Origin of the sequence: Agromyces sp. NPDC056389 (assembly GCF_042262385.1) — a bacterium.
Taxonomy (GTDB): Bacteria; Actinomycetota; Actinomycetes; order Actinomycetales; family Microbacteriaceae; genus Agromyces.
Genome location: NZ_JBHJPN010000001.1, coordinates 1,542,730 through 1,561,854, shown reverse-complemented (window position 1 = coordinate 1,561,854; position 19,125 = coordinate 1,542,730). Strand labels below are relative to the sequence as shown.

The 19,125-nt window shown below is 69.9% G+C and carries 14 protein-coding genes and 1 pseudogene; 12 read left to right on the top strand and 3 right to left on the bottom strand.

Annotated elements, in window-relative coordinates; translation table 11 throughout:
- Nucleotides 1-69: 69 nt before the first annotated feature.
- The 6 genes from ACFCVM_RS07310 (at nt 70) to ACFCVM_RS07285 (ending at nt 7,001) form a co-directional block, all read left to right on the top strand.
- Nucleotides 70-882, top strand: a complete 813-nt coding sequence (locus ACFCVM_RS07310; protein ID WP_375835430.1) for a histidine phosphatase family protein — start codon at nt 70-72, stop codon at nt 880-882.
- Nucleotides 883-980: 98 nt separating this feature from the next.
- Nucleotides 981-2,828 (top strand): glycoside hydrolase family 3 protein, encoded by a 1,848-nt coding sequence (locus ACFCVM_RS07305; protein WP_375835429.1) that lies wholly within the window; start codon nt 981-983, stop codon nt 2,826-2,828.
- Nucleotides 2,829-2,998: 170 nt separating this feature from the next.
- Nucleotides 2,999-3,415 (top strand): hypothetical protein, encoded by a 417-nt coding sequence (locus tag ACFCVM_RS07300; RefSeq protein WP_375835428.1) that lies wholly within the window; start codon nt 2,999-3,001, stop codon nt 3,413-3,415.
- On the top strand, nt 3,416-3,814 hold the full coding sequence (locus ACFCVM_RS07295) for a hypothetical protein (protein ID WP_375835427.1): 399 nt from the start codon (nt 3,416-3,418) through the stop codon (nt 3,812-3,814).
- Between the two features lie 176 nt (nt 3,815-3,990).
- On the top strand, nt 3,991-6,120 hold the full coding sequence (locus ACFCVM_RS07290) for an acyl-CoA dehydrogenase (RefSeq protein ID WP_375835425.1): 2,130 nt from the start codon (nt 3,991-3,993) through the stop codon (nt 6,118-6,120).
- A 119-nt stretch (nt 6,121-6,239) separates the two neighbouring features.
- Nucleotides 6,240-7,001: a TetR/AcrR family transcriptional regulator gene (locus tag ACFCVM_RS07285; RefSeq protein ID WP_375835423.1), complete on the top strand. Its 762-nt coding sequence runs from the start codon at nt 6,240-6,242 to the stop codon at nt 6,999-7,001.
- A 16-nt stretch (nt 7,002-7,017) separates the two neighbouring features.
- Here the strand turns inward: ACFCVM_RS07285 and ACFCVM_RS07280 are convergent, their stop codons facing one another.
- Nucleotides 7,018-7,197 carry an HPP family protein gene (locus tag ACFCVM_RS07280; RefSeq protein WP_375835422.1) on the bottom strand — a complete coding sequence of 60 codons (180 nt, stop codon included), beginning with the start codon at nt 7,195-7,197 and terminating at the stop codon, nt 7,018-7,020.
- Between the two features lie 30 nt (nt 7,198-7,227).
- Entirely contained in the window at nt 7,228-8,241 is a 1,014-nt protein-coding gene (locus tag ACFCVM_RS07275; protein ID WP_375835420.1) for a malate dehydrogenase, read from the bottom strand.
- Nucleotides 8,242-8,541: 300 nt separating this feature from the next.
- Here ACFCVM_RS07275 and pip point away from each other — a divergent pair.
- From pip to ACFCVM_RS07245, 6 genes and pseudogenes are all read left to right on the top strand, one after another.
- Nucleotides 8,542-9,492, top strand: a pseudogene (gene pip, locus ACFCVM_RS07270) (prolyl aminopeptidase); the annotation flags it as partial.
- Nucleotides 9,493-9,744: 252 nt separating this feature from the next.
- Nucleotides 9,745-10,623 (top strand): neutral zinc metallopeptidase, encoded by an 879-nt coding sequence (locus ACFCVM_RS07265; RefSeq protein WP_375835418.1) that lies wholly within the window; start codon nt 9,745-9,747, stop codon nt 10,621-10,623.
- Between the two features lie 97 nt (nt 10,624-10,720).
- Nucleotides 10,721-10,978, top strand: coding sequence for a hypothetical protein (locus tag ACFCVM_RS07260; protein ID WP_375835417.1), 258 nt, complete (start codon nt 10,721-10,723; stop codon nt 10,976-10,978).
- A gap of 205 nt (nt 10,979-11,183) precedes the next feature.
- Nucleotides 11,184-11,831, top strand: a complete 648-nt coding sequence (locus tag ACFCVM_RS07255) for a hypothetical protein (protein WP_375835415.1) — start codon at nt 11,184-11,186, stop codon at nt 11,829-11,831.
- Between the two features lie 2 nt (nt 11,832-11,833).
- Entirely contained in the window at nt 11,834-13,186 is a 1,353-nt protein-coding gene (locus ACFCVM_RS07250; protein ID WP_375835414.1) for an MFS transporter, read from the top strand.
- Nucleotides 13,183-14,190, top strand: coding sequence for a TolB family protein (locus tag ACFCVM_RS07245; RefSeq protein WP_375835412.1), 1,008 nt, complete (start codon nt 13,183-13,185; stop codon nt 14,188-14,190). The genes ACFCVM_RS07250 and ACFCVM_RS07245 overlap by 4 nt, the downstream gene beginning before the upstream one ends.
- A 25-nt stretch (nt 14,191-14,215) precedes the next feature.
- Here ACFCVM_RS07245 and ACFCVM_RS07240 read toward each other — a convergent pair whose 3' ends face one another.
- Complete coding sequence (locus tag ACFCVM_RS07240) at nt 14,216-18,970, bottom strand: DUF4082 domain-containing protein (RefSeq protein ID WP_375835411.1); 4,755 nt, start codon at nt 18,968-18,970, stop codon at nt 14,216-14,218.
- Between the last annotated feature and the right edge of the window lie 155 nt (nt 18,971-19,125).

The following is a 19,125-nucleotide window of genomic DNA, read 5'->3' as shown; positions in this document are numbered from 1 at the left end:
CCAAGCGGTCGGCTTTCCCGATACGATGCAGCTCACATCCACTCCCGCATCCCGAAAGGATCGATGACAATGTCGTCACGCCGCACTCTCCGCGTCGCGATCGCCGGCACCGCCGCCGTCGCCGCACTCTGTTCGCTCGCCGCCTTCTCGGCGCCCCAGGTCGCCAACGCGGACAAAGGTTCGAAGGGCCAGTCCGTCACGATCTACCTCACCCGTCACGGCGAGACCATGCTCAACACGCTCGACCGCGTGCAGGGCTGGTCGGACTCGCCGCTCACCGAAGAGGGGCGCGAGACCGCCGAGAACCTCGGCGAGGGCCTCGCTGAAGCCGGCATCACGTTCAAGTCCGCCTACTCGGCCGACATGGTGCGGCACTGGGAGACCGTCTCGCTCGCACTCGGTGAGCTCGAGTACAAGCGGGATGCCGTTCGCGACGAACGCCTCCGCGAGATCGCCTTCGGCCGCTTCGAGGGTGCCGGCAACGAGGAGATGTGGTCGGAGATCGCGACCGAACTCGGCTACGCCGATGTCGGCGAACTCTTCATGGACCCCGAGTTCGACTTCAACGCGGCGCTCGAGTCGATGGTGCGCCTGAATGAGGGCAGCGGACTCACGGCCGAGACGCCATCGCAGGTCGCCGACCGCGCGGTCGACGCGTTGACCGATATCGCAGCCGAGCGAGCGAAGAAGGGCGGTGGCAACGTGCTCGTCGTCTCGAGCGGCATCACGATCATGGCTGCGCTCGAAGCGCTCGGCGGTGACCTCAGCGGTGTCGAGGAGGGCATCGAGAACGGTGCGGTGAGCGAACTTCACTATCGCAACGGCACGTGGACCGTGCGCACGGTCAATGACCTGAGCTATGTCGAAGCAGGGCAGGACTGACCGACCCGAAGAACATCGATACCAAAACCAAGCGGCATTCGGTTTATGATGAACCGGATGCCGCTTGGCTGTCGATTCGAGCATGAAGGAGTGCTGGCATGACCGATCAGTTGAACCACGAGACGGATGCCGCTGATGCATCCGTCACCACCGAGGCCGAGCTCGACCTCCGCTTCCGCGACGCGAGCCTGCCGATCGCCGAGCGCGTCGAGATCCTGCTCGGCCAGATGACGCTCGAAGAGAAGGCCGGCCTCTTCTTCCAGACCATGATCGGCACCGAAGCCGACGGCAGCCTCTCGGCGGGCGACCAGACCTTCGGCCTGCCCTCGACCGACGACTACGTGTCGGGCCGGTTGATGAACCACTTCAACCTGCTCCAGACGCCGCCGACGCCCGAGCTGATCGCAGAGTGGCACAACCGCCTCCAGGAGCTCGCGGCATCCACTCGCCTCGGCATCCCAGTGACGATCTCGACCGACCCGCGCCATTCGTACACCGACAACCCCCTCGCGGGCATGCTCGCCGGTTCGTTCTCGGTCTGGCCCGAGACGATGGGCCTCGCGGCCATCGGCGACGAGGCGCTCGTCGAGCAGTTCGGCGACATCGCACGGCAGGAGTACACCGCGGTCGGCATCCGCGTCGCGCTGCACCCGCAGATCGACCTCGCGACCGAGCCGCGCTGGTCGCGGGCGCTGCAGACCTTCGGCGAAGACGTCGAACTCGCCGGTCGACTCGGTGCCGCCTACATCCGCGGGTTCCAGGGGGCCGAACTCGGCGCCGACTCGGTCGCAACGATGACGAAGCACTTCCCCGGCGGCGGTCCGCAGCAGGACGGCGAGGACCCGCACTTCGCGCACGGGCGCGAGCAGGTCTACCCCGGCGGGCAGTTCGAGCTGCACCTGAAGCCGTTCGAGGCGGCATTCGAGGCGGGCACGAGCCAGATCATGCCGTACTACGGCATGCCCGTCGGCACCGAGTACGAAGAGGTCGGGTTCGGCTTCAACAAGTCGGTCATCACCGGGCTGCTCCGTGAGCGCTACGGCTTCGACGGCATCGTCTGCACCGACTGGGGACTCATCAACGACGCCGAGATCATGGGCGCCCCCTTCCCGGCACGCGCGTGGGGCGTCGAGCACCTCTCTCCCCGCGAGCGCATGAAGAAGGTCATCGAAGCCGGGGCCGACCAGTTCGGCGGCGAGGCGGTGCCCGAAATGCTCATCGAGCTCGTGCGCTCGGGCGAGGTCTCCGAGGAGCGGCTCGACGTCTCGGCGCGGCGCCTGCTGCGTGAGAAGTTCGTGCTCGGCCTCTTCGAGCAGCCCTATGTCGACGTCGAGCGCGCGAAGCGCGTCGTGGGCTCGCCCGAGTTCGTCGCCGCGGGCGAGGCCGCGCAGCGTGCTGCGATCACCCTGCTGGTGAACCGCGAGCAGACGGATGCCTCGGGCGCCGAGCGCCCCGCCCTGCCGCTCGTACGGGGGCTCCGCCTCTACGTCGAGGGCATCGACCCCGTGATCGCGGCCGAGTACGGCGAGGTCGTCGACTCGCCGGCGGCGGCCGACGTGGCGATCCTGCGCCTGCAGGCGCCGTTCGAGAAGCGCCCGACGTTCTTCGAGAACTTCTTCCACTCGGGCTCGCTCGACTACACCGACGAGCAGATCGCGCACGTGCGCGAGATCGCCGCGGCAGTGCCGACCGTCGTCGACGTGTTCCTCGACCGGCCCGCGATCCTCACGCCGTTCGTCGGCGACCTCGCGGCGCTGACGGCCAACTGGGGTGCGAACCCGCACGCGGTGCTCGACGTGCTCTTCGGCGCGGCTGCACCCCAGGGCAGGCTTCCGTTCGACCTGCCGTCGAGCATGGCGGCCGTCGAGGCGAACCGCCCCGACGTGCCGTTCGACACGGCCGACCCGCTGTTCCGCTTCGGACACGGGCTGAGCTACCCGGCCTGAGCCAGCGCTGCGGCGCGCCGTTCGCGCACCTCGAGACCCTCGCCGAGTCGGCGGGGGTCTCGAGCGTTTCCGGCCCCGACCCGGCCGAAATCGAGACACGCGAGCCTCGACGGCGCTAGCATCGCCCCAGGGGCGCCGTGTCGACGGCGCATGGGGCAAGGGGGTTCGGCATGTCCGATCAGATGGCTCGGCCGATGGGCGTCACCATCGTCGCGATCCTCGCGTGGATCGCGGGGGCGCTCGACATCGTGTCGGGCACCATCCTGTTGTTCCAGGCCGGCGTCGAATCCGTCGTCGACGGTCTCGGCGGCACCGGCCCGCTCTATGCGGCCGCGATCGGCTCGATCGTGCTCGGCCTCATCGTCGTGGCCGTCGCGGCGGGGCTGCTCACCGGCAGCTGGGTGTCGCGCATGATCATCACCGTCGTCGAGGTGCTCTCGATCATCGGCTCCCTCTTCCTCGCGTTCGCGTACCTCGGCGGTGCGGTCGGCGAGTGGCTCGGCATCGCCGTCTCGCTCGTCGTGCTGTTCCTGCTCTGGGGGCACAAGTCGAGCGTGTTCTTCGGCAGCCGTCGGCCGGAGGCCTGAGTGAACTCGGTCGGCCGTCCCGGCGGCGTCACGTTCATCGCGGTGCTCACGTGGATCTCGGGCTTCCTCGACGTCATCGGCGGCACGATCCTGCTCTTCCAGACGAGCGTCGCGGCCACAGTGGAGCAGTTCGGCGGCGCGAGCCAGCTCATCGCCTCGGCGATCATCTCGATCCTCATCGGCGTCGTCGTCATCGCCGTGGCCGGCGGCCTCCTGCGCGGCAGCGCCGGGGCGCGCATGTTCATCACGATCCTGCAGGTGCTCTCGATCGCGAGCTCGATCTTCCTCGCGATCGCCTACCCGGCGGGCGCCATCGGCGAGTACTTCAGCATGCTCATCTCGGTGATCGTGCTCGCGTTCCTCTGGTCGGGGCGAGCGAACGCCTTCTTCCGCAGCTGAACCTCCTTGTCGGTATCCCATCGATGCCGAGAGTGCCTTTTGTAGGGTCCTCACAGTGGCGTCCGACGCGCCGCCGGGCCTGTTTGTAGGGCTGGGACGCAGGGTTTCCTCGCCGAATGCCGTCGACCTACCGTGGAATGAAGCCCAGACCGCACACGAAGGACGAGACACCGACGATGGTTGACACGGCACCCCGCACCGCCTCGAAGCAGCAGAAGACGACACCCGAGCGCTCGGCCGACACGGCGCCGCCGAAGGCCGCGCGCACCGCGGCATCCGCCCCGCAGCCCGCACCGCCCGCCCAGCCGTCGATCGACGTGGCGACGCTCGGTCGGCAGCTGCTCGGCACCTGGGCCGACTTGCGACTCGCCGCTCGCGAGCGCGCCGCCCACCCCGATCTGCAGCGCATCGAGGGCCAGTCGATGGCCGAGCACCGCGAGCGCGTGCTCGGGCAGCTGAAGATCCTCGTCGACCAGCGCGCCGTGCACCGTGCCTTCCCGACGTCGCTCGGCGGGTTCGACGACCACGGCGGCAACATCGCCCAGTTCGAAGAGCTCGTGATCGCCGACCCCAGCCTGCAGATCAAGGCCGGCGTGCAGTGGGGCCTCTTCGGCGCAGCAGTGCTGCACCTCGGCACCGAGTACCACCACGAGACCTTCCTGCCCGACATCATGTCGCTGAAGGTGCCCGGCGCGTTCGCGATGACCGAGACCGGTCACGGCTCGGATGTCGCGGCGATCGGCACGACCGCGACGTACGACGAGGCGAAGCAGCAGTTCGTGATCGACACGCCGTTCCGCGGCGCGTGGAAGGACTACCTCGGCAACGCCGCGGTGCACGGCACCGCCGCGGTGGTGTTCGCGCAGCTCGTCACGAAGGGCGTCAACCACGGCGTGCACGCGTTCTACGTGCCGATCCGGGGCGCCAAGGGCGGATTCCTCAAGGGCGTCGGCGGCGAGGACGACGGCCTGAAGGGCGGCCTCAACGGCATCGACAACGGGCGCCTGCACTTCACGAACGTCCGTGTGCCTCGCGAGAACCTCCTGAACCGATACGGTTCGGTCGATGAGGACGGCACGTACTCGAGCCCCATCTCGAGCCCGGGTCGCCGCTTCTTCACGATGCTCGGGACCCTCGTGCAGGGGCGCGTCTCGCTCGACGGCGCGGCGACGACCGCCGCCGCCATGGCGCTGACGATCGCGATCACCTACGGCAACCAGCGCCGCCAGTTCAACGCGGCGAGCGACACCGACGAAGAGGTGCTGCTCGACTACCAGCGTCACCAGCGTCGACTCCTTCCGAAGCTCGCGACGACGTACGCCCAGGTCTTCGCGCACGACGAGTTCCTCGTGAAGTTCGACGCCGTGTTCTCGGGCGCCGCCGACACCGACGACGACCGTCAAGACCTCGAGACGATCGCCGCGGCCCTGAAGCCGCTCTCGACCTGGCACGCGCTCGAGACGCTGCAGGAGGCACGCGAGGCCGCCGGCGGTTCGGGGTTCCTCGCTGAGAACCGCATGGTCGGGCTGCGCCAGGACCTCGACGTCTACGTGACGTTCGAGGGCGACAACAACGTGCTGCTCCAGCTCGTCGCGAAGCGCCTGCTCACCGACTTCTCGAAGCAGTTCGCGAAGGCGGATGCCGGGGCGATGGCGCGCTACGTCGTCGCGCAGACCGCCGACCGCGCCTACCACGGCACCGGCCTCCGCAGCCTCGCGCAGACGATCGCCGACTTCGGCTCGACCGCGCGCTCGGTCTCGGAGCTGCGTGACGAACGGACGCAGCGGGAGCTCCTCACCGACCGGGTCGAGGCCATGATCTCCGAGATCGCCGGCCGCCTGCGCGACGCGCGCAAGCTGCCGAAGGCCGACGCGGCCGCGGCGTTCAACCGCAACCAGAACGAGCTCATCGAGGCGGCGCGCGCGCACGGCGAGCTGCTGCAGTGGGAGGCGTTCACCCGGGCGCTCGCGAAGACGACCGACCCTGGCACGAAGCAGGTGCTGACGTGGGTGCGCGATCTCTTCGGCCTCGGGCTCGTCGAGAAGCACCTCGCCTGGTACCTCATCAACGGCCGGCTCTCGCCCAAGCGCGCGCAGGCCGTCACCGCCTACATCGACCGACTGCTCGAGCGGCTGCGTCCGCACGCGCAAGACCTGGTGGACGCGTTCGGGTACGGACCCGAGCACCTGCGCGCGAAGATCGCATCGGGCGCGGAGCAGGAGCGGCAGGACGAGGCGCGCGCCTACTACGCCGCCCAGCGCGCCGCCGGCACGTTGCCCGTGCCGGAGAAGTCGAAGAAGAAGTAGCGGCACTCGACGAAGGCCGGGCGTCCTCGGACGCCCGGCCTTCGTCGTGCCCGGTCCGCGGGTTTCGCGGGCCGCGACAGCGTGACCGTATGGCGTACGGAGAATATAGGCTGTCCCGCATGGCGGGAGAATCCACAGGCAGCGAACCCGACCGCACACTTCGGCTCCTGTGGCGGTCGCATTTCGGGGAACCCGTCGGTTCTCGAGGTCCGAAGCAGCGGTCGAGCGTCGACGAGGTCGTCGCAACGGCCGTGCAGCTCGCCGATGTCGACGGCATCGATGCCGTCTCGATGCGCCGCATCGCCGATCGGCTCGGATTGAAGCCGATGTCGGTCTACACGTACGTGCCGGGCAAGGCCGAGCTCGTCGACCTCATGGTCGACCGCGTCGCCGGCGAGATGGCGCTGCCGCGCCTCGACGGCGATCTGCCCGAGCGACTCGCGCAGATCGCACGACAGCAGTGGAACGAGTACCTGCGGCATCCGTGGCTGCTCTCGATCGACACCAGCAGGCCGCCGCTCGGCCCGAACGTCTCCGACCACTGGGAGTGGTGCCTGCGCGCGATCGACGGCCTCGGGCTCTCCGATCTCGACATGGATCGCATCGTCACGCTGCTGCTCGGCTTCGTGACCGGGCCCGCACGCGCACATGTCGATGCCGAGCGGCACCGCGAAGTCGACCAGGAGTCGGCCGTCGACTGGTGGGAGCGCAATGAGCCGCTGCTCGACGAGATCCTCGACGCGGAGCGCTACCCAGTGTCGGCACGGGTCGGGCAGGCCGCCGGTGCCGCGGAGCCCGCAGGGCCATCGGACGCGTTCGAGTTCGGGCTCGCGCGCCTGATCGACGGCATCGTGGACTACATCGGGGTCTCAGCCCGGTAGCCGGCGGACCGGCCGGTCAGTCCTTCGACGGCGGTCGCATGAGGAGCCCGGTGACGATGCCGACCACGACGCCCGCGGCCAGCCACAGCCAGAAGCCCGTCCAGAGGCTCACGCCCACGCCGACGAGGATGCCCACGATGAGCCCGACGATCAGCTGATTGCGACGGGCATTGCGTGCGGGGGTCTGCTCGGCCATGCCTTCAGCCTACGTCGACGCCGGTCGTCGTCAGAGCAGCCCGAGCGAGCGCACCGCGTCGCGCTCCTCGACGAGTTCGGCGACGGATGCCTCGATGCGGCGCCGTGCGAAGTCGTCGACCTCGAGCCCCTGCCTGATGCGCCAGGCGCCGTCGACCGAGTCGACCGGGAACGAGGAGACGAGGCCCTCCGGCACGCCGTAGGAGCCGTCGGAGACGACCGCGGCGCTCGTCCAGCCGTCGGGGGTGCCGAGCACCCAGTCGTGCACGTGGTCGATCGTGGCGCTCGCGGCCGAGCCGACCGACGAGGAGCCGCGCACCTCGATGATCTCGGCGCCGCGCTTGGCCACGCGTGGGATGAACTCGTCGACGAGCCACTCGCGAGCGCCGTCGGGTCCGCCGAGGCGGCGGGCGAGGATCGCCGGCACCGAGTCGCCGGCAGCGGTCGCGTGCGCGACGTCGGGGAACTGCGTCGCCGAGTGGTTGCCCCAGATCGTGACGCCGCGGATGTCGCCGACGGGCGTGTCGACGGTGGCCGCGAGCTGGCCGAGGGCCCGGTTGTGATCGAGACGGGTGAGTGCCGTGAAGCGTTCGGCCGGGACATCCGGTGCATGGGCCGACGCGATGAGCGCGTTCGTGTTCGCGGGGTTGCCGACCACGACGACGCGGATGTCGTCGGCCGCACCGGCGTTGATCGCCGCACCCTGCGGGCCGAAGATGCCGCCGTTCGCGGTGAGCAGGTCGCCGCGCTCCATGCCGGCGGTGCGCGGGCGCGCACCGACGAGGAGTGCGACGTTCGCTCCGGCGAACGCCCGGTTCGCGTCGTCGTAGACCTCGACGTGGGAGAGCAGCGGGAAGGCGGAGTCCTGCAGTTCGAGTGCCGCGCCCTCTGCCGCGCGCACGCCCTGCGGAATCTCGAGGAGGTTGAGTCGAACGGGGGTGTCGGGTCCGAGCAAGGCGCCGGAGGCGATGCGGAACAGGAGGGCATACCCGATCTGGCCGCCTGCGCCCGTGAGCGTGACGGTGATCGGCTTCTTCGCGGCCATGCTCCGAGCCTAACCGGCCGTCGGCATCCGGGCCGTCGCCGGGAACCGCCGTCGATGAGCCGCGATCCGGTTTCGGCGCGGCGCTCGGCCGCGGCATCCGCTGGTCGGCATGGTGCGAGCCGCCATGCGGTTCCGGCGCGTCACCCGGCCGCGGCATCCGGTGGTCGGCATGTTGCGAGCCGCCATGCGGTTCCGGCGCGGCACCCGGCCGCGGCATCCGCTGGTCGGCATGTTGCGAGCCGCCATGCGGTTCCGGCGCGGCACCCGGCCGCGGCATCCGGTGGTCGATACCGTGGCGCCATGAGAGAGATGTATCCGGAGATCGAGCCGCTGGAGACCGGCATGCTCGACGTGGGGGACGGCCAGCACATCTATTGGGAGGTGTCGGGCAATCGGCAGGGGAAGCCGGTCGTGTTCCTGCACGGGGGACCGGGTGCGGGGACCACGCCGGATCACCGCCGCCTGTTCGACCCCGAGCGGTACCGCATCGTGCTCTTCGACCAGCGCGGCTGCGGACTCTCGATTCCGCACGCGAGCGAGCCCGAGGCGAATCTCGCCGCGAACACGACGTGGCACCTCATCGCCGACATGGAGCGCCTCCGCGGGCATCTCAGCATCGACACCTGGCAGGTGTTCGGCGGGTCATGGGGGAGCGCCCTCGCGCTCGCGTATGCGCAGACCCACCCCGAGCGCGTCACCGAGCTCGTGCTTCGCGGCATCTTCACGCTGCGCCGCCAGGAGCTCGACTGGTTCTACGAGGGCGGGGCCTCCGCGGTCTTCCCCGACCTGTGGGCCGACTTCGTCGCCCCGATCCCCGTGCTCGAGCGCGCGCACCTCGTCGAGGCGTACGGGCGGCTGCTCGCCGACCCGAACCCCGAGGTGCACGAGCCCGCCGCCATCGCGTGGGCGCGGTGGGAGTCCTCGACGATCACGCTGCTGCCGCAGGCCGCGAACGTCGCGCGCTACACGGCGCCCGAGTACGCCACGGCGTTCGCGCGCATCGAGAACCACTACTTCCGGCACGGCGGCTGGTGGGAGGAAGGGCAGCTGATCCGGGATGCCTCGCGGCTCCGCGACATCCCCGCCGTGATCATCCAGGGCCGCTACGACGTGTGCACGCCGATGATGACGGCGTGGGACCTGCACCGGGCGTGGCCCGAGGCCGAGCTCACGATCATCGACGACGCCGGTCACGCGTTCGACGAACCCGGGATCCTCGACGCGCTCATCACGGCGACAGACCGCTTCGCCGGTGGCGACGGGTTCGGCGGAGATGCCGTGGTGTACGAGCGTCGTGATGAACTCGACGCTGACGACGACGACGTTGATGACGACGACGATGACGATGTTGACGATGTTGACGACGATGACGACGATGACGACGATGACGACGATGACGACGACGACGATGACGACGATGACGACGACGACGAAGACGAAGATGAGGATGACGACCGGCGCAGCGACCGCGACGACGGCCCCGGCACCCGGTAGCGTCTGATCATGACGTTCAATCCCGACGCCGACATCAGCAAGGGCAAGGCCTCCAAGCGCGGCCGCAACACGGGCATCGCCGTCGCGGGCGGCGGCATCGGCGCCCTCGCGATCTTCCTGATCTCGCAGTTCCTGGGTGTCGACCTGACCGGGATCGTCGGCGGCGGTGCCCAGCCCGAGGCGAGCGACTCGACGCTCGAGCGGTGCCTCACCGGTCAGGACGCCAACGAGGACGTCGAATGCCGCATGAAGGGCGCATCGGCGTCGCTCGAGGCGTACTGGGCCGAAGAGGCGCCGGCGCTCGGCGTGAACTACAACGCCCCGCAGGGCTTCGTGCTCTTCGACCAGGCGACGACGACCGCGTGCGGCAGCGCGTCGTCGGCGACCGGGCCGTTCTACTGCCCGCCCGACCAGACGATCTACATCGACGTGACCTTCTACGACGAGCTGCGCAACCGGTTCGGCGCGAACGGCGGCACGCTCGCCGAGATGTACGTCATCGCACACGAGTGGGGTCACCACGTGCAGAACCTCGCGGGAGTGCTCGAGCGCTCGCAGGACGGGCAGACCGGGCCGTCGTCGAACGCGGTGCGGGTCGAGTTGCAGGCCGACTGCTTCGCCGGCGCCTGGGTGGCGAACGCCTCGACGGTGCCCGATGACGAGGGCGTGCCGTTCCTGCAGGAGATCACCGAGGCGCAGCGCAAGGACGCCCTCGATGCCGCTGCGTCGGTCGGTGACGACCACATCCAGCAGGCGACGCAGGGACAGGTGAATCCGCACTCGTTCACGCACGGCACGAGCGAGCAGCGGAAGTACTGGTTCGAGACCGGCTTCACGCAGGGGGCCGAGGCCTGCGACACGTTCACGGTCAGCCCCGGCCAGCTCTGACGGCGCGAAGCGATTCGCGGGACCCGCGTCATGATCCGGCGGGATCGCCGTCTCTCCAGTAAGCGCACCGTGACGTGCGCAGGACGGAGCGACGAGCATGGCACGACGACGACGCGAGACCCCCACCCCCCACCGCGAGTTCTTCCGTGCGGTGACGATCGACGAGACCGTCGCGCTCTCGTGCTCCTGCAGCCGCGGCGTCGACCACTGGTACGCGGAACCGATGGGCGGTGCGCCGCGGAATGACGGCACCCGCCTCGGCACGAGGCTCGGGAAGACTGCGACGCCCGAGCCCGGCGGGCCGGCGCTCAGCGTCCGGGCGCCGCGACGATCGGCTGCTCGACCGGCTTGGTGAACCGCCGTCGGACGCCGATCGGCGCCGCGCGGCGGTCGCCCCCGGAATTGGGGGAAGCGCGCGCGACTCCACGGTCGTAACGTGGTCACGTCCGTGGAGTGCACTCCCTGCGCACAGCACCGAGGCGGAACAGACACGCGAAGTCGCACACGCTCCAAGGGCCTCGTCGAACACTCGGACGAGACGCTGAACCGAGGAGGGGGACATGGCGTGGACGACGCGGCGCATCCTCATCGCGGTCGGCGCCTCGACGGTCGTCATCCTCGCGATCGCCGTCACCCTCGATCGGCTCGCCGCCGAGGGCGGGGCCCCCGACTCCAGGCCGGTTGCGACCGCCGGGGCCGATGCGGGCACGGCGGCCGGCTCTGACGGCGCGGACTCCACCGCGAAGGCGACCGCGCCGCCGACCTCGTCCGGCGACGACGGGAAGGCGAGTGAAGTGCTTCCGCCCATCGAGCCGTCGTCGGGACTGCCCGATCCCGTCCTTCCCGCGCCGTTCGTCTCGAGTCCGTTGCCACCTGACGCCGCGGCGTCGGGCGCCCTCGTCGACGGCTTCCCGTCGGGCATCGCCGTGTACGGGGCATCCGAAATCGTCTCGAGCTCTGTGAGCTCGGCGGGAGAGCACATGCAGGCGACGCTCGCAGCGCGAACGGATGCGGGACCGCAGACCGTGCTCGACTTCTACGCGGAGCACTTCGGATCGCTCGGACTCACCTCGACGACGGTGCCGGCCGTGGGCGGTTCCCGGGCGCTCAGCTTCGGGTACGGCGGGGACTCCCTCGTCGTGACGGTGACCGGCGGCTCGGCGGGCACCGACTACACGGTGTTCGCGACGCTGACCGCGCAGGGGTAGCCGTGTACCTCTCATTCTCGGATCTGCGCAAAGCGAAGCAGCAACCCGCCGGTGAGGTCGAGGCGCCCGTCGCGTCCGACGGCGCCGACGCACCGGCCGGCACGCCGGGCGGCAGCGCGAAGACCGTGCGGGTCGCGTCGGCGCGCGTCTCCTCGGTCGTCATCGCCCTCGGCATCGTCAGCATGTTCACCGACATCTCGTCGGAGGCGACCGCGGCGATCCTCCCGCTCTACATCACCGGCGTCATCGGCCTCTCGACGGTCGCCTACGGGTTCATCGACGGCCTCTACCAGGGGGTGAGCGCCGTCGTGCGCATCGCAGCCGGGTACGCGGCCGATCGCGGCGATCAGCCCAAATGGGTGGCCATGTTCGGATACGGCATCTCGGCGATCGCGCGAGTCGGACTGCTCTTCGCCACCGGATTCGCTGCGCTGACCGCGGTCGTGGTCGTCGACCGACTGGGCAAGGGCGCACGAACGGCACCGCGCGACGCGCTCATCACCGCGTCATCCGAGCCCTCCAACCTCGGCCGCTCGTTCGGCGTGCATCGCATGCTCGACACGGTCGGAGCCGCCGTCGGGCCCCTCCTCGCATTCGTCATCCTCCTGTTCATCCCCGACGGGTACACGACCGTCTTCGTGGTGTCGCTCGCGTTCGCGGTGCTCGGCGTGATCATCCTCGGAATCCTCGTGCCGAACAAGCGACCGCGTGCCGAAGGAGCCGCCAGCGGCGGCGCGGCCGCACCGTTCCGATGGAAGCACCTGAGAGACCCCCGGCTCACCCGGCTGCTCGTCGTCGCGGCGTTGTTCGGAACGGTCACGATCGGCGACGGGTTCGTCTACCTCGTACTGCAGAGTCGCGGCGCGTTCGCCGCGGAGTGGTTCCCGCTGTTCTACGTCGGCACCAATATCGCCTTCCTCGCCCTCGCCGTCCCGTTCGGTCGGCTGGCCGACCGATTCGGCAGCGCCCGGATCTTCGTCATCGGGCACGTCGCCCTCCTCGGCACCTACGTCCTCGCCGCCGTCCCCGTCAACGGTGCGCTCATCACGATCTCGTGCCTCGTGCTGCTGGGGGCCTTCTACGCGGCGACCGACGGCATCCTCGCCGCGCTCGCGAGTCGGTGCACCCCCGTCGCCGCACGCGCGAGCGGGATCGCCGCGGCGCAGACGGTGGTCGCGGTCACGCGACTCATCGCCTCCGTCGGCTTCGGCCTGCTCTGGTTCGCGATCGGACGGGCGGAGGCGGTCGTGGTCGTGGCCGTCATCCTCGCGCTCATCATCCCGCTGGCGGCCTGGTTGCTCCTGGGGGCGAAGGGGAGGTCGCGAGACGAGGGCCGCGCGGAGACCGTCGGATGACGCCGAAACTGAAATGGACGCTCGTCGTCGCGGCGGCGATCATCCTGCTCGGCGGCTCGCTGGTGTACGCGGTCTCGGCGTTCCTCCGGTTCCAGGCCGTCGCATCGACCTCCGGCGAATACACCGGCCCGCCACTCACCAGGGTCGAGCCGGGCCAGATCGTCTTCCGATCGACCGATCCCGGATCCGAGTACGGGCATGTCGCCTCCGTGCCGATCGGAGAGCCGAGCGCGGTGCGGGCCGTCGCCGATCTCACGTGCGATCGGGTCGATGCGACCGCCGCGCTCGTGTCCTGCCTGCGCACGCAGCGCGGGATCGTGACGACGTTCGACTGGGAGGTGCTCGACGAGCGGTTCGACGATCGGTGGGACGGCCCGCTGCCCGGCGTCCCGAGCCGCACGAGGGTCGCGGATGACTCGAGCTACTGGGCTTCGACGGCCTTCGTCACCGGGCACAGCTATGCGACGGTCGGCTTCTCGACCGCGACGGTCATCGTCGGCGCCGATGGCACCGACTACGGCAACCTCGAGGACTTCGCGTTCACCGTCAACGGCGAGTCGGTGACCGCCGTCGATCGGAACTTCTGGGGGGTGACGTTCGAACCCGGTACCGATGCCTTCTTCGCGACGGCGGCCGCCGGCGGGCGCACGTGGCTGGTGCGCGGGGACCTCGGCGATCGGACCCTCGTCGCCGTCCACGATGCGGTCGAGTGCCCCTCGCTCTCCCCGGACGGCGAGCGCATCGCGTTCAAGAAGTCCGTCGGCGAGGGGCCGGCGAAGACGTGGACGATCGCCGTGCTCGACCTCGCGACGGGCGAGGAGGTCGTCCTGCCCGAGTCGCGCAACGTCGACGACCAGGTGGAGTGGCTCGACGACGAGACGATCGTCTACGGGCTCCCACGGGCCGCCGCCGGAGACAGCGATGTCTGGGCGATCGCCGCCGACGGCGGCGGGGAGCCCGAGCTGCTCATCGAGCACGCATGGTCGCCCGCGGTCGTCCGATAGCCTGCGGGCCCGCGGTGTCGGAGCCTCAGCCGCTGACGACGATGTCCGCCCAGAGGTTGTGGGCGGAGATCTGGCCCGGGTAGCTCGTACCGGCGTAGGTGTAGACCCCGCCGTTCGGAAGCGTCGCCAGCGAGCCGCGCACGACGGATGCGGCGAGTGCGCCCAGATCCGCTGCATAGCGACCACGGGTGGTGAGGTACGTCGCGCGGTACTCCACGCCCGGATCGAGCACGACCGAGGTGGGGAACTGGACGGTCTGCCAGCCCGAGGCGGTCTCCGTCGTGCTGGTCGCGGTCGCGAGCGGGGTCACGGTGTTGGCGCCCCAGAGGAACACCTGATGGGTGGCGGCATCGCCCGGTGCCTTGTAGAACCGGATGGCCGACACCCGCACCGGGGCGGAGGTGGTGAACCGCACGCCGAGCTGCACGCTGGTGGCGTCGTCCCACGAGGTGTTCGACGGCGTCTGACCGGCGAAGAACACGGGGCCGGTCACGGCCGAGGCCGTCGTGAACGACCAGGTGCCGCCGCCGACGCTGCCGTTGCCGGTCCCGCCGGCGACCGTCACCGTCGCCGTGAACTTGGTCGACGCCGGCAGCGGGCTCGTGGGTGTGAATCGCACCGTGGAGGCTCCGGCGTCCCACGCGGAGACACCGGGGACGGCGCCGCCGGGTCCGCTCAGCGCGATCTGCGGCGTACCGCCGAGCAGGTCGCCGCCGAGCACCGCACGGACGACGGTCAGGGGATCGACGAGGGCGGCACCGCTCGCAGGCACGGAACTCACGAGCAGGGCCGGCTTCGGGGGATCGGGCAGATCGCGGAACACGACGTCGACGAAGTAGTTCGTGCGATTCCAGCTGAAGGCCGGGATCTCGGCACCGGCCCCGTACCGGTACCGGCCGTTGAGCTCGGCGACCGCGGTGAGCGGGCCCTTCACCTGGGCGACGGCGAAGTCGTTCGACGTGTACGCGTAGTTCCCGTTCGGTGCCAGGTACGACGCGACGTACTCGCGTCCGGGCTGGATCGCCACCGGCGTCGCGAACGAGGCCTGCTGCCATCCGCTCGGCGATTCCGCCGCGAACGTCACGGTCGCGAGGCGTTGCCCGGTCGCCGCGTCCCACAGCGATCCCGTGTGCGTCCCGGTGTTGCCCGCGCCCTTGTAGAAGCGGATGCCGGTGACCTCGCCGTTCGTCGTCGACGTGAACGCGACCCCGAGTTCGACGGAGGACGGGTCGTTCGCCGCGGGGACCTCGGGCGTCCGATCGCTGAAGAGGCGGAACACGTCAGGGGGGACCGGCGCCGTGACCTGGAAGCTCCAGGTCCGATCGGCGAGCGAACCGGGGCCGTCGAATGCGGTCACGTTCTTGAGCGAGACGGTGACGGTGGCACCCGGAGCGAAGTCCGCGGCCGGGTCGAAGGTGAGGAGCTTCCGGTCCGCGGACAACGTGGTCGTTCCGGTGATCGACGTGCCCGCCGCACTGGCGGTGAGCGAGGAGCCGTCGGCGATCTTCGCGTTGAACGCGACCGAGATCGTGGAACCGACCGTGACATCCGTCGCATTCTCGGCGGGAGTCGTCGAGACGACGGCCAGCGCCGTGGGGGCCGGATCGAAGACCACGTCGACGAGGTAGCTCGACGTGCTGCGGCTCGAGGGGAAGTCGCCGCCGTAGCTGTAGGCCCCGGCCCCGGCGGTCGTCGAGAGCGGGCCCACGCTGAGCGGCGACGCCAGCGCGCCGATCGTGGCCGAGTAGTGGCCGGCCGGAGCGCGGTACGCCGCGATGTACTCCGTGCCCGCGGTGACGGCGACGGGGGTGGCGAACGTCAGCGTCTGCCAACCGCTCGTCGTCTCCGCGGTGAACGTCCCGGTCGCCAGCAGCGTGCCCGATGCCGTCCACAGGCTCCCCGTGTGCGTTCCCGTGTTGCCCGCTCCCTTATAGAACGACACTCCGGTCACCTTGCCGTTGACAGCCGTCTTGAACGCGGTGCCGAGCACGAGGCTCACCTGCTCCGGATTGTCGAGGACGCCCGGGACCGTCGAGTCGGTGAAGAGGCCGCACGGGCAGGCGCCGGGCACGGGATCGGGCTTCGCCGTGCGGAAGGTCCAGGTCGCCCCTGCTCCGAGCGGGAGCCCGGTCGCGGTGGTGGCGGTCACCTGCACGGTGTAGTTCACGAAGCCGGCGAGCCGGTTGGTCGGGGTGAAGGTGAGCGTCCGGGTCGCCGCGTCGTAGACGGTCGCACCTGCCACGACCGACCCCAGCTCGTCGGCGACGCGGACCTCGTAACTGGTCACCGGCTTCGACAGCGTGGCCGAGATCGTCGTGTTCGTGGCGACACTGGACGAACCGGGCATCGGCCAGCGCGAGACGGCAGTGACCGGGGAGGTGTCGTTCGTGTCGAAGAGGACGTCGACGTAGTAGTTCGAGGCGTCCCAGGACTCTGCAGGCATCCAGCCCTGGATGCCGAACACTCCTGCCGGCTGAGCGCCGAGCCCGCCGGGCAGCAGGAACGGATCCCGCTCGAGACCGCTCGCGGTGAATGCGTGCGGCACCGCGGCGTAGTGGCCGTTCGGAGCCCAGTAGGACGCGGTGTAGGTCGTTCCGGCGCTCACTTCGACCGGTGTGGCGAAGCGGAGCACCTGCCACCCCTCCGCGCTCTCTCCCGTGAACGTCCCCGTCGCCAGCAGCGTCCCGTTGGGCGCCCACAGCGAACCGGTGTGGGTGCCGGTGTTGGCCCTGCTCTTGTAGAACCTGACGCCCTGGACGAACCCGCCGACCATGGCGGTGAACCGCAGCCCGAGTTCGACCGGTGATCCGTCACCTGCATCGGGCACGACGGGCGTCTCGGCGCCGAACGCGGAGTAGGGGCCGGTGACCCGCAGTTTCACCTCGGTGCCGGCGGCGGGGAAGTTGGCGCTGTCGTCGATGGCACGGGCGAGCACGGAGACCTCGCCCATGCCGTGCAGCGCGAACGAGTAGCTCCAGTTCGTGAGGCCGGTGGCGGGGTGCCACGACGCGCCGCCGTCGGTCGAGACCTCGACTCCGGCGACCACGCCGCCCGTGTCGCTCGCCGTGCCGGTGAGGGTGACCATCGACCCGTTCGCGACCTGGGTCCCTGTCGCCGGTGAGCTGATCGTCAGCGTCGGGGCGACCGTGTCGGTGCTCCGCGTCGCAGCCACGAGGCCCGACTGCAGCGAGGCCGGGAACGCGCCCATGTCCGCGAGCAGGTTGACCTCGGCCTGCTGCATCCTGGGGTCGGCGGCGGCGCCGTCTCCGTCGTGCCCCTGGTCGAGTCCCCAGGTCCACTGGATGCTTCCCGAGGAGAACACCAGTGCACCGCTCTTCGCGCGGTACAGGGTCACGTGGTGTTCGGTGGTACCGGGCGCGACGCGATTGCCGAAGTCCTGGAGGTACTCCGGAACAGCGCCGGTCGTCGTCGAGAGACGGATCAGGCCCGGTGGCCGCCGACCGTTGTCGATGTCCTCGTCGGACTCGTAACCCACGGTGTGGGCGGCCAGCTGTGTCGTGCTCCCCGCCGGTTTGGTCGCGAGCACGGTATTGCGCCAGAGCCGTGTCTTCCCCTCCTGGGCGGACACGGTGACGGGCAGATCGGAGTGGTTCGACATGTACATCGTGCCGAGGAGCTGGTTCTCCGGGAGGTTCCCGCCGTTCGCCGTCGTCGCGAACCGGGGGTCGCGCCAGGTTCCGGTCCACTCGGGCGAGGGGTCGACCTTCCCGTTGGACCACGTCTCCTTGTAGCTCACGAGGGTGCGATAGGGCGAGGCTGAGGCATCGGCCGAGGGCTCGTACCGGGTGCGCCAGTACCCGACGTTGCCGCCGAGGAACTGGATGTCGACGCCCGCGTCCCGTGCCGCCTGGATGTTCGCCCGCTGCGCGCCCGACCAGTACTCGTCGTGCCCGACGGAGAGGAACACCTCGTGCTTCAGCAACGCCGCCCCGTTGCGCGCGGTGTCGACCCCGCTCGCGTAGGTGACGTCGTATCCGTTTCGTTCGAGGAAGCGGACCATCGCGAACTCGGCCGAGAAGTAGAAGTCGCGGGACGTCACGCCGTCCCTCGTCGAGAACGGCCGGTTGTAGCTCAGCTTGTAGGCGCGACCGTTCGCCGCGCCCGCGTAGAAGTCCGATCCGCCGTACAGGTTGTACGCGTGCCAGGTCGGGTCGGAGGTCTGGAACATGACCGCGGCGGTGCTCGCGGAATCGCGCACGATGAACGTGATGTGGCTCTGACCGCCCGTGTCGGCACGGGTGAGCAGCGCGACGTACACGCCCGACACGGCGGTCGACGGCACCGCCCATGAGGCGGAGACGCGCCAGTTGCCGCAGTCGTAGAGTTCGGTGCTGACATCCGTGATGCACTGGGGCTGGCTCTGGGGGAGCGTCACCTTCGGTGCGACGCTGGTGATCTTGCGCGCTCCGAGGCCCTGATACCAGCCCGTGCGGTAGATGTCGATCGTGTAGGCGCGCGCGTTCGTGTCGATCTTGAAGTCGACGGTGCTGCCGACGTTCACGCTGATGTCGGTGGCGAATCCCTGGATCGAGTCATCGCCGGCACCGTCGATCTGCCAGACGGATGGGTCGGTGCCGGGGAGCGCGTTCTCGCAGGCGATCGGGTTGGCACAGGCGGCCGCGTCGGCGCTCGTCGCGGAGGTCGTGATGCCGAGCGCGGCGGTCAGTGCGACGACGGCCGCGAGGCCGAGAAGGCGACGCCGAGCGGTCTGCGAACCCGGGTTCGCACCAGTCTCGACTCGATCGTGGACTGCATTCACGGTTGGGTATCCTCACCCTTGGTGGCTCGGGTCGCCCACGCGGGCAGCGGCCCTCGGTACACACCTACCGCAGATCACTGCCCGACGCGCCCCCCACTTCAGAGGTCACGGCCCGGTTCTCGGCGGCACGCCCGGCGTTTCAGAGGCCCGCCCGA

Coding starts and splice junctions, on each gene's coding strand:
- ACFCVM_RS07255 (WP_375835415.1), top strand. CDS start 11,184: ATGGCGTGGACGACGCGGCGCATCCTCATCGCGGTCGGCGCCTCGACG.
- ACFCVM_RS07275 (WP_375835420.1), bottom strand. CDS start 8,241: ATGGCCGCGAAGAAGCCGATCACCGTCACGCTCACGGGCGCAGGCGGC.
- ACFCVM_RS07265 (WP_375835418.1), top strand. CDS start 9,745: ATGACGTTCAATCCCGACGCCGACATCAGCAAGGGCAAGGCCTCCAAG.
- ACFCVM_RS07285 (WP_375835423.1), top strand. CDS start 6,240: ATGGCGGGAGAATCCACAGGCAGCGAACCCGACCGCACACTTCGGCTC.
- ACFCVM_RS07305 (WP_375835429.1), top strand. CDS start 981: ATGACCGATCAGTTGAACCACGAGACGGATGCCGCTGATGCATCCGTC.
- ACFCVM_RS07260 (WP_375835417.1), top strand. CDS start 10,721: ATGGCACGACGACGACGCGAGACCCCCACCCCCCACCGCGAGTTCTTC.
- ACFCVM_RS07310 (WP_375835430.1), top strand. CDS start 70: ATGTCGTCACGCCGCACTCTCCGCGTCGCGATCGCCGGCACCGCCGCC.
- ACFCVM_RS07245 (WP_375835412.1), top strand. CDS start 13,183: ATGACGCCGAAACTGAAATGGACGCTCGTCGTCGCGGCGGCGATCATC.
- ACFCVM_RS07300 (WP_375835428.1), top strand. CDS start 2,999: ATGTCCGATCAGATGGCTCGGCCGATGGGCGTCACCATCGTCGCGATC.
- ACFCVM_RS07280 (WP_375835422.1), bottom strand. CDS start 7,197: ATGGCCGAGCAGACCCCCGCACGCAATGCCCGTCGCAATCAGCTGATC.
- ACFCVM_RS07290 (WP_375835425.1), top strand. CDS start 3,991: ATGGTTGACACGGCACCCCGCACCGCCTCGAAGCAGCAGAAGACGACA.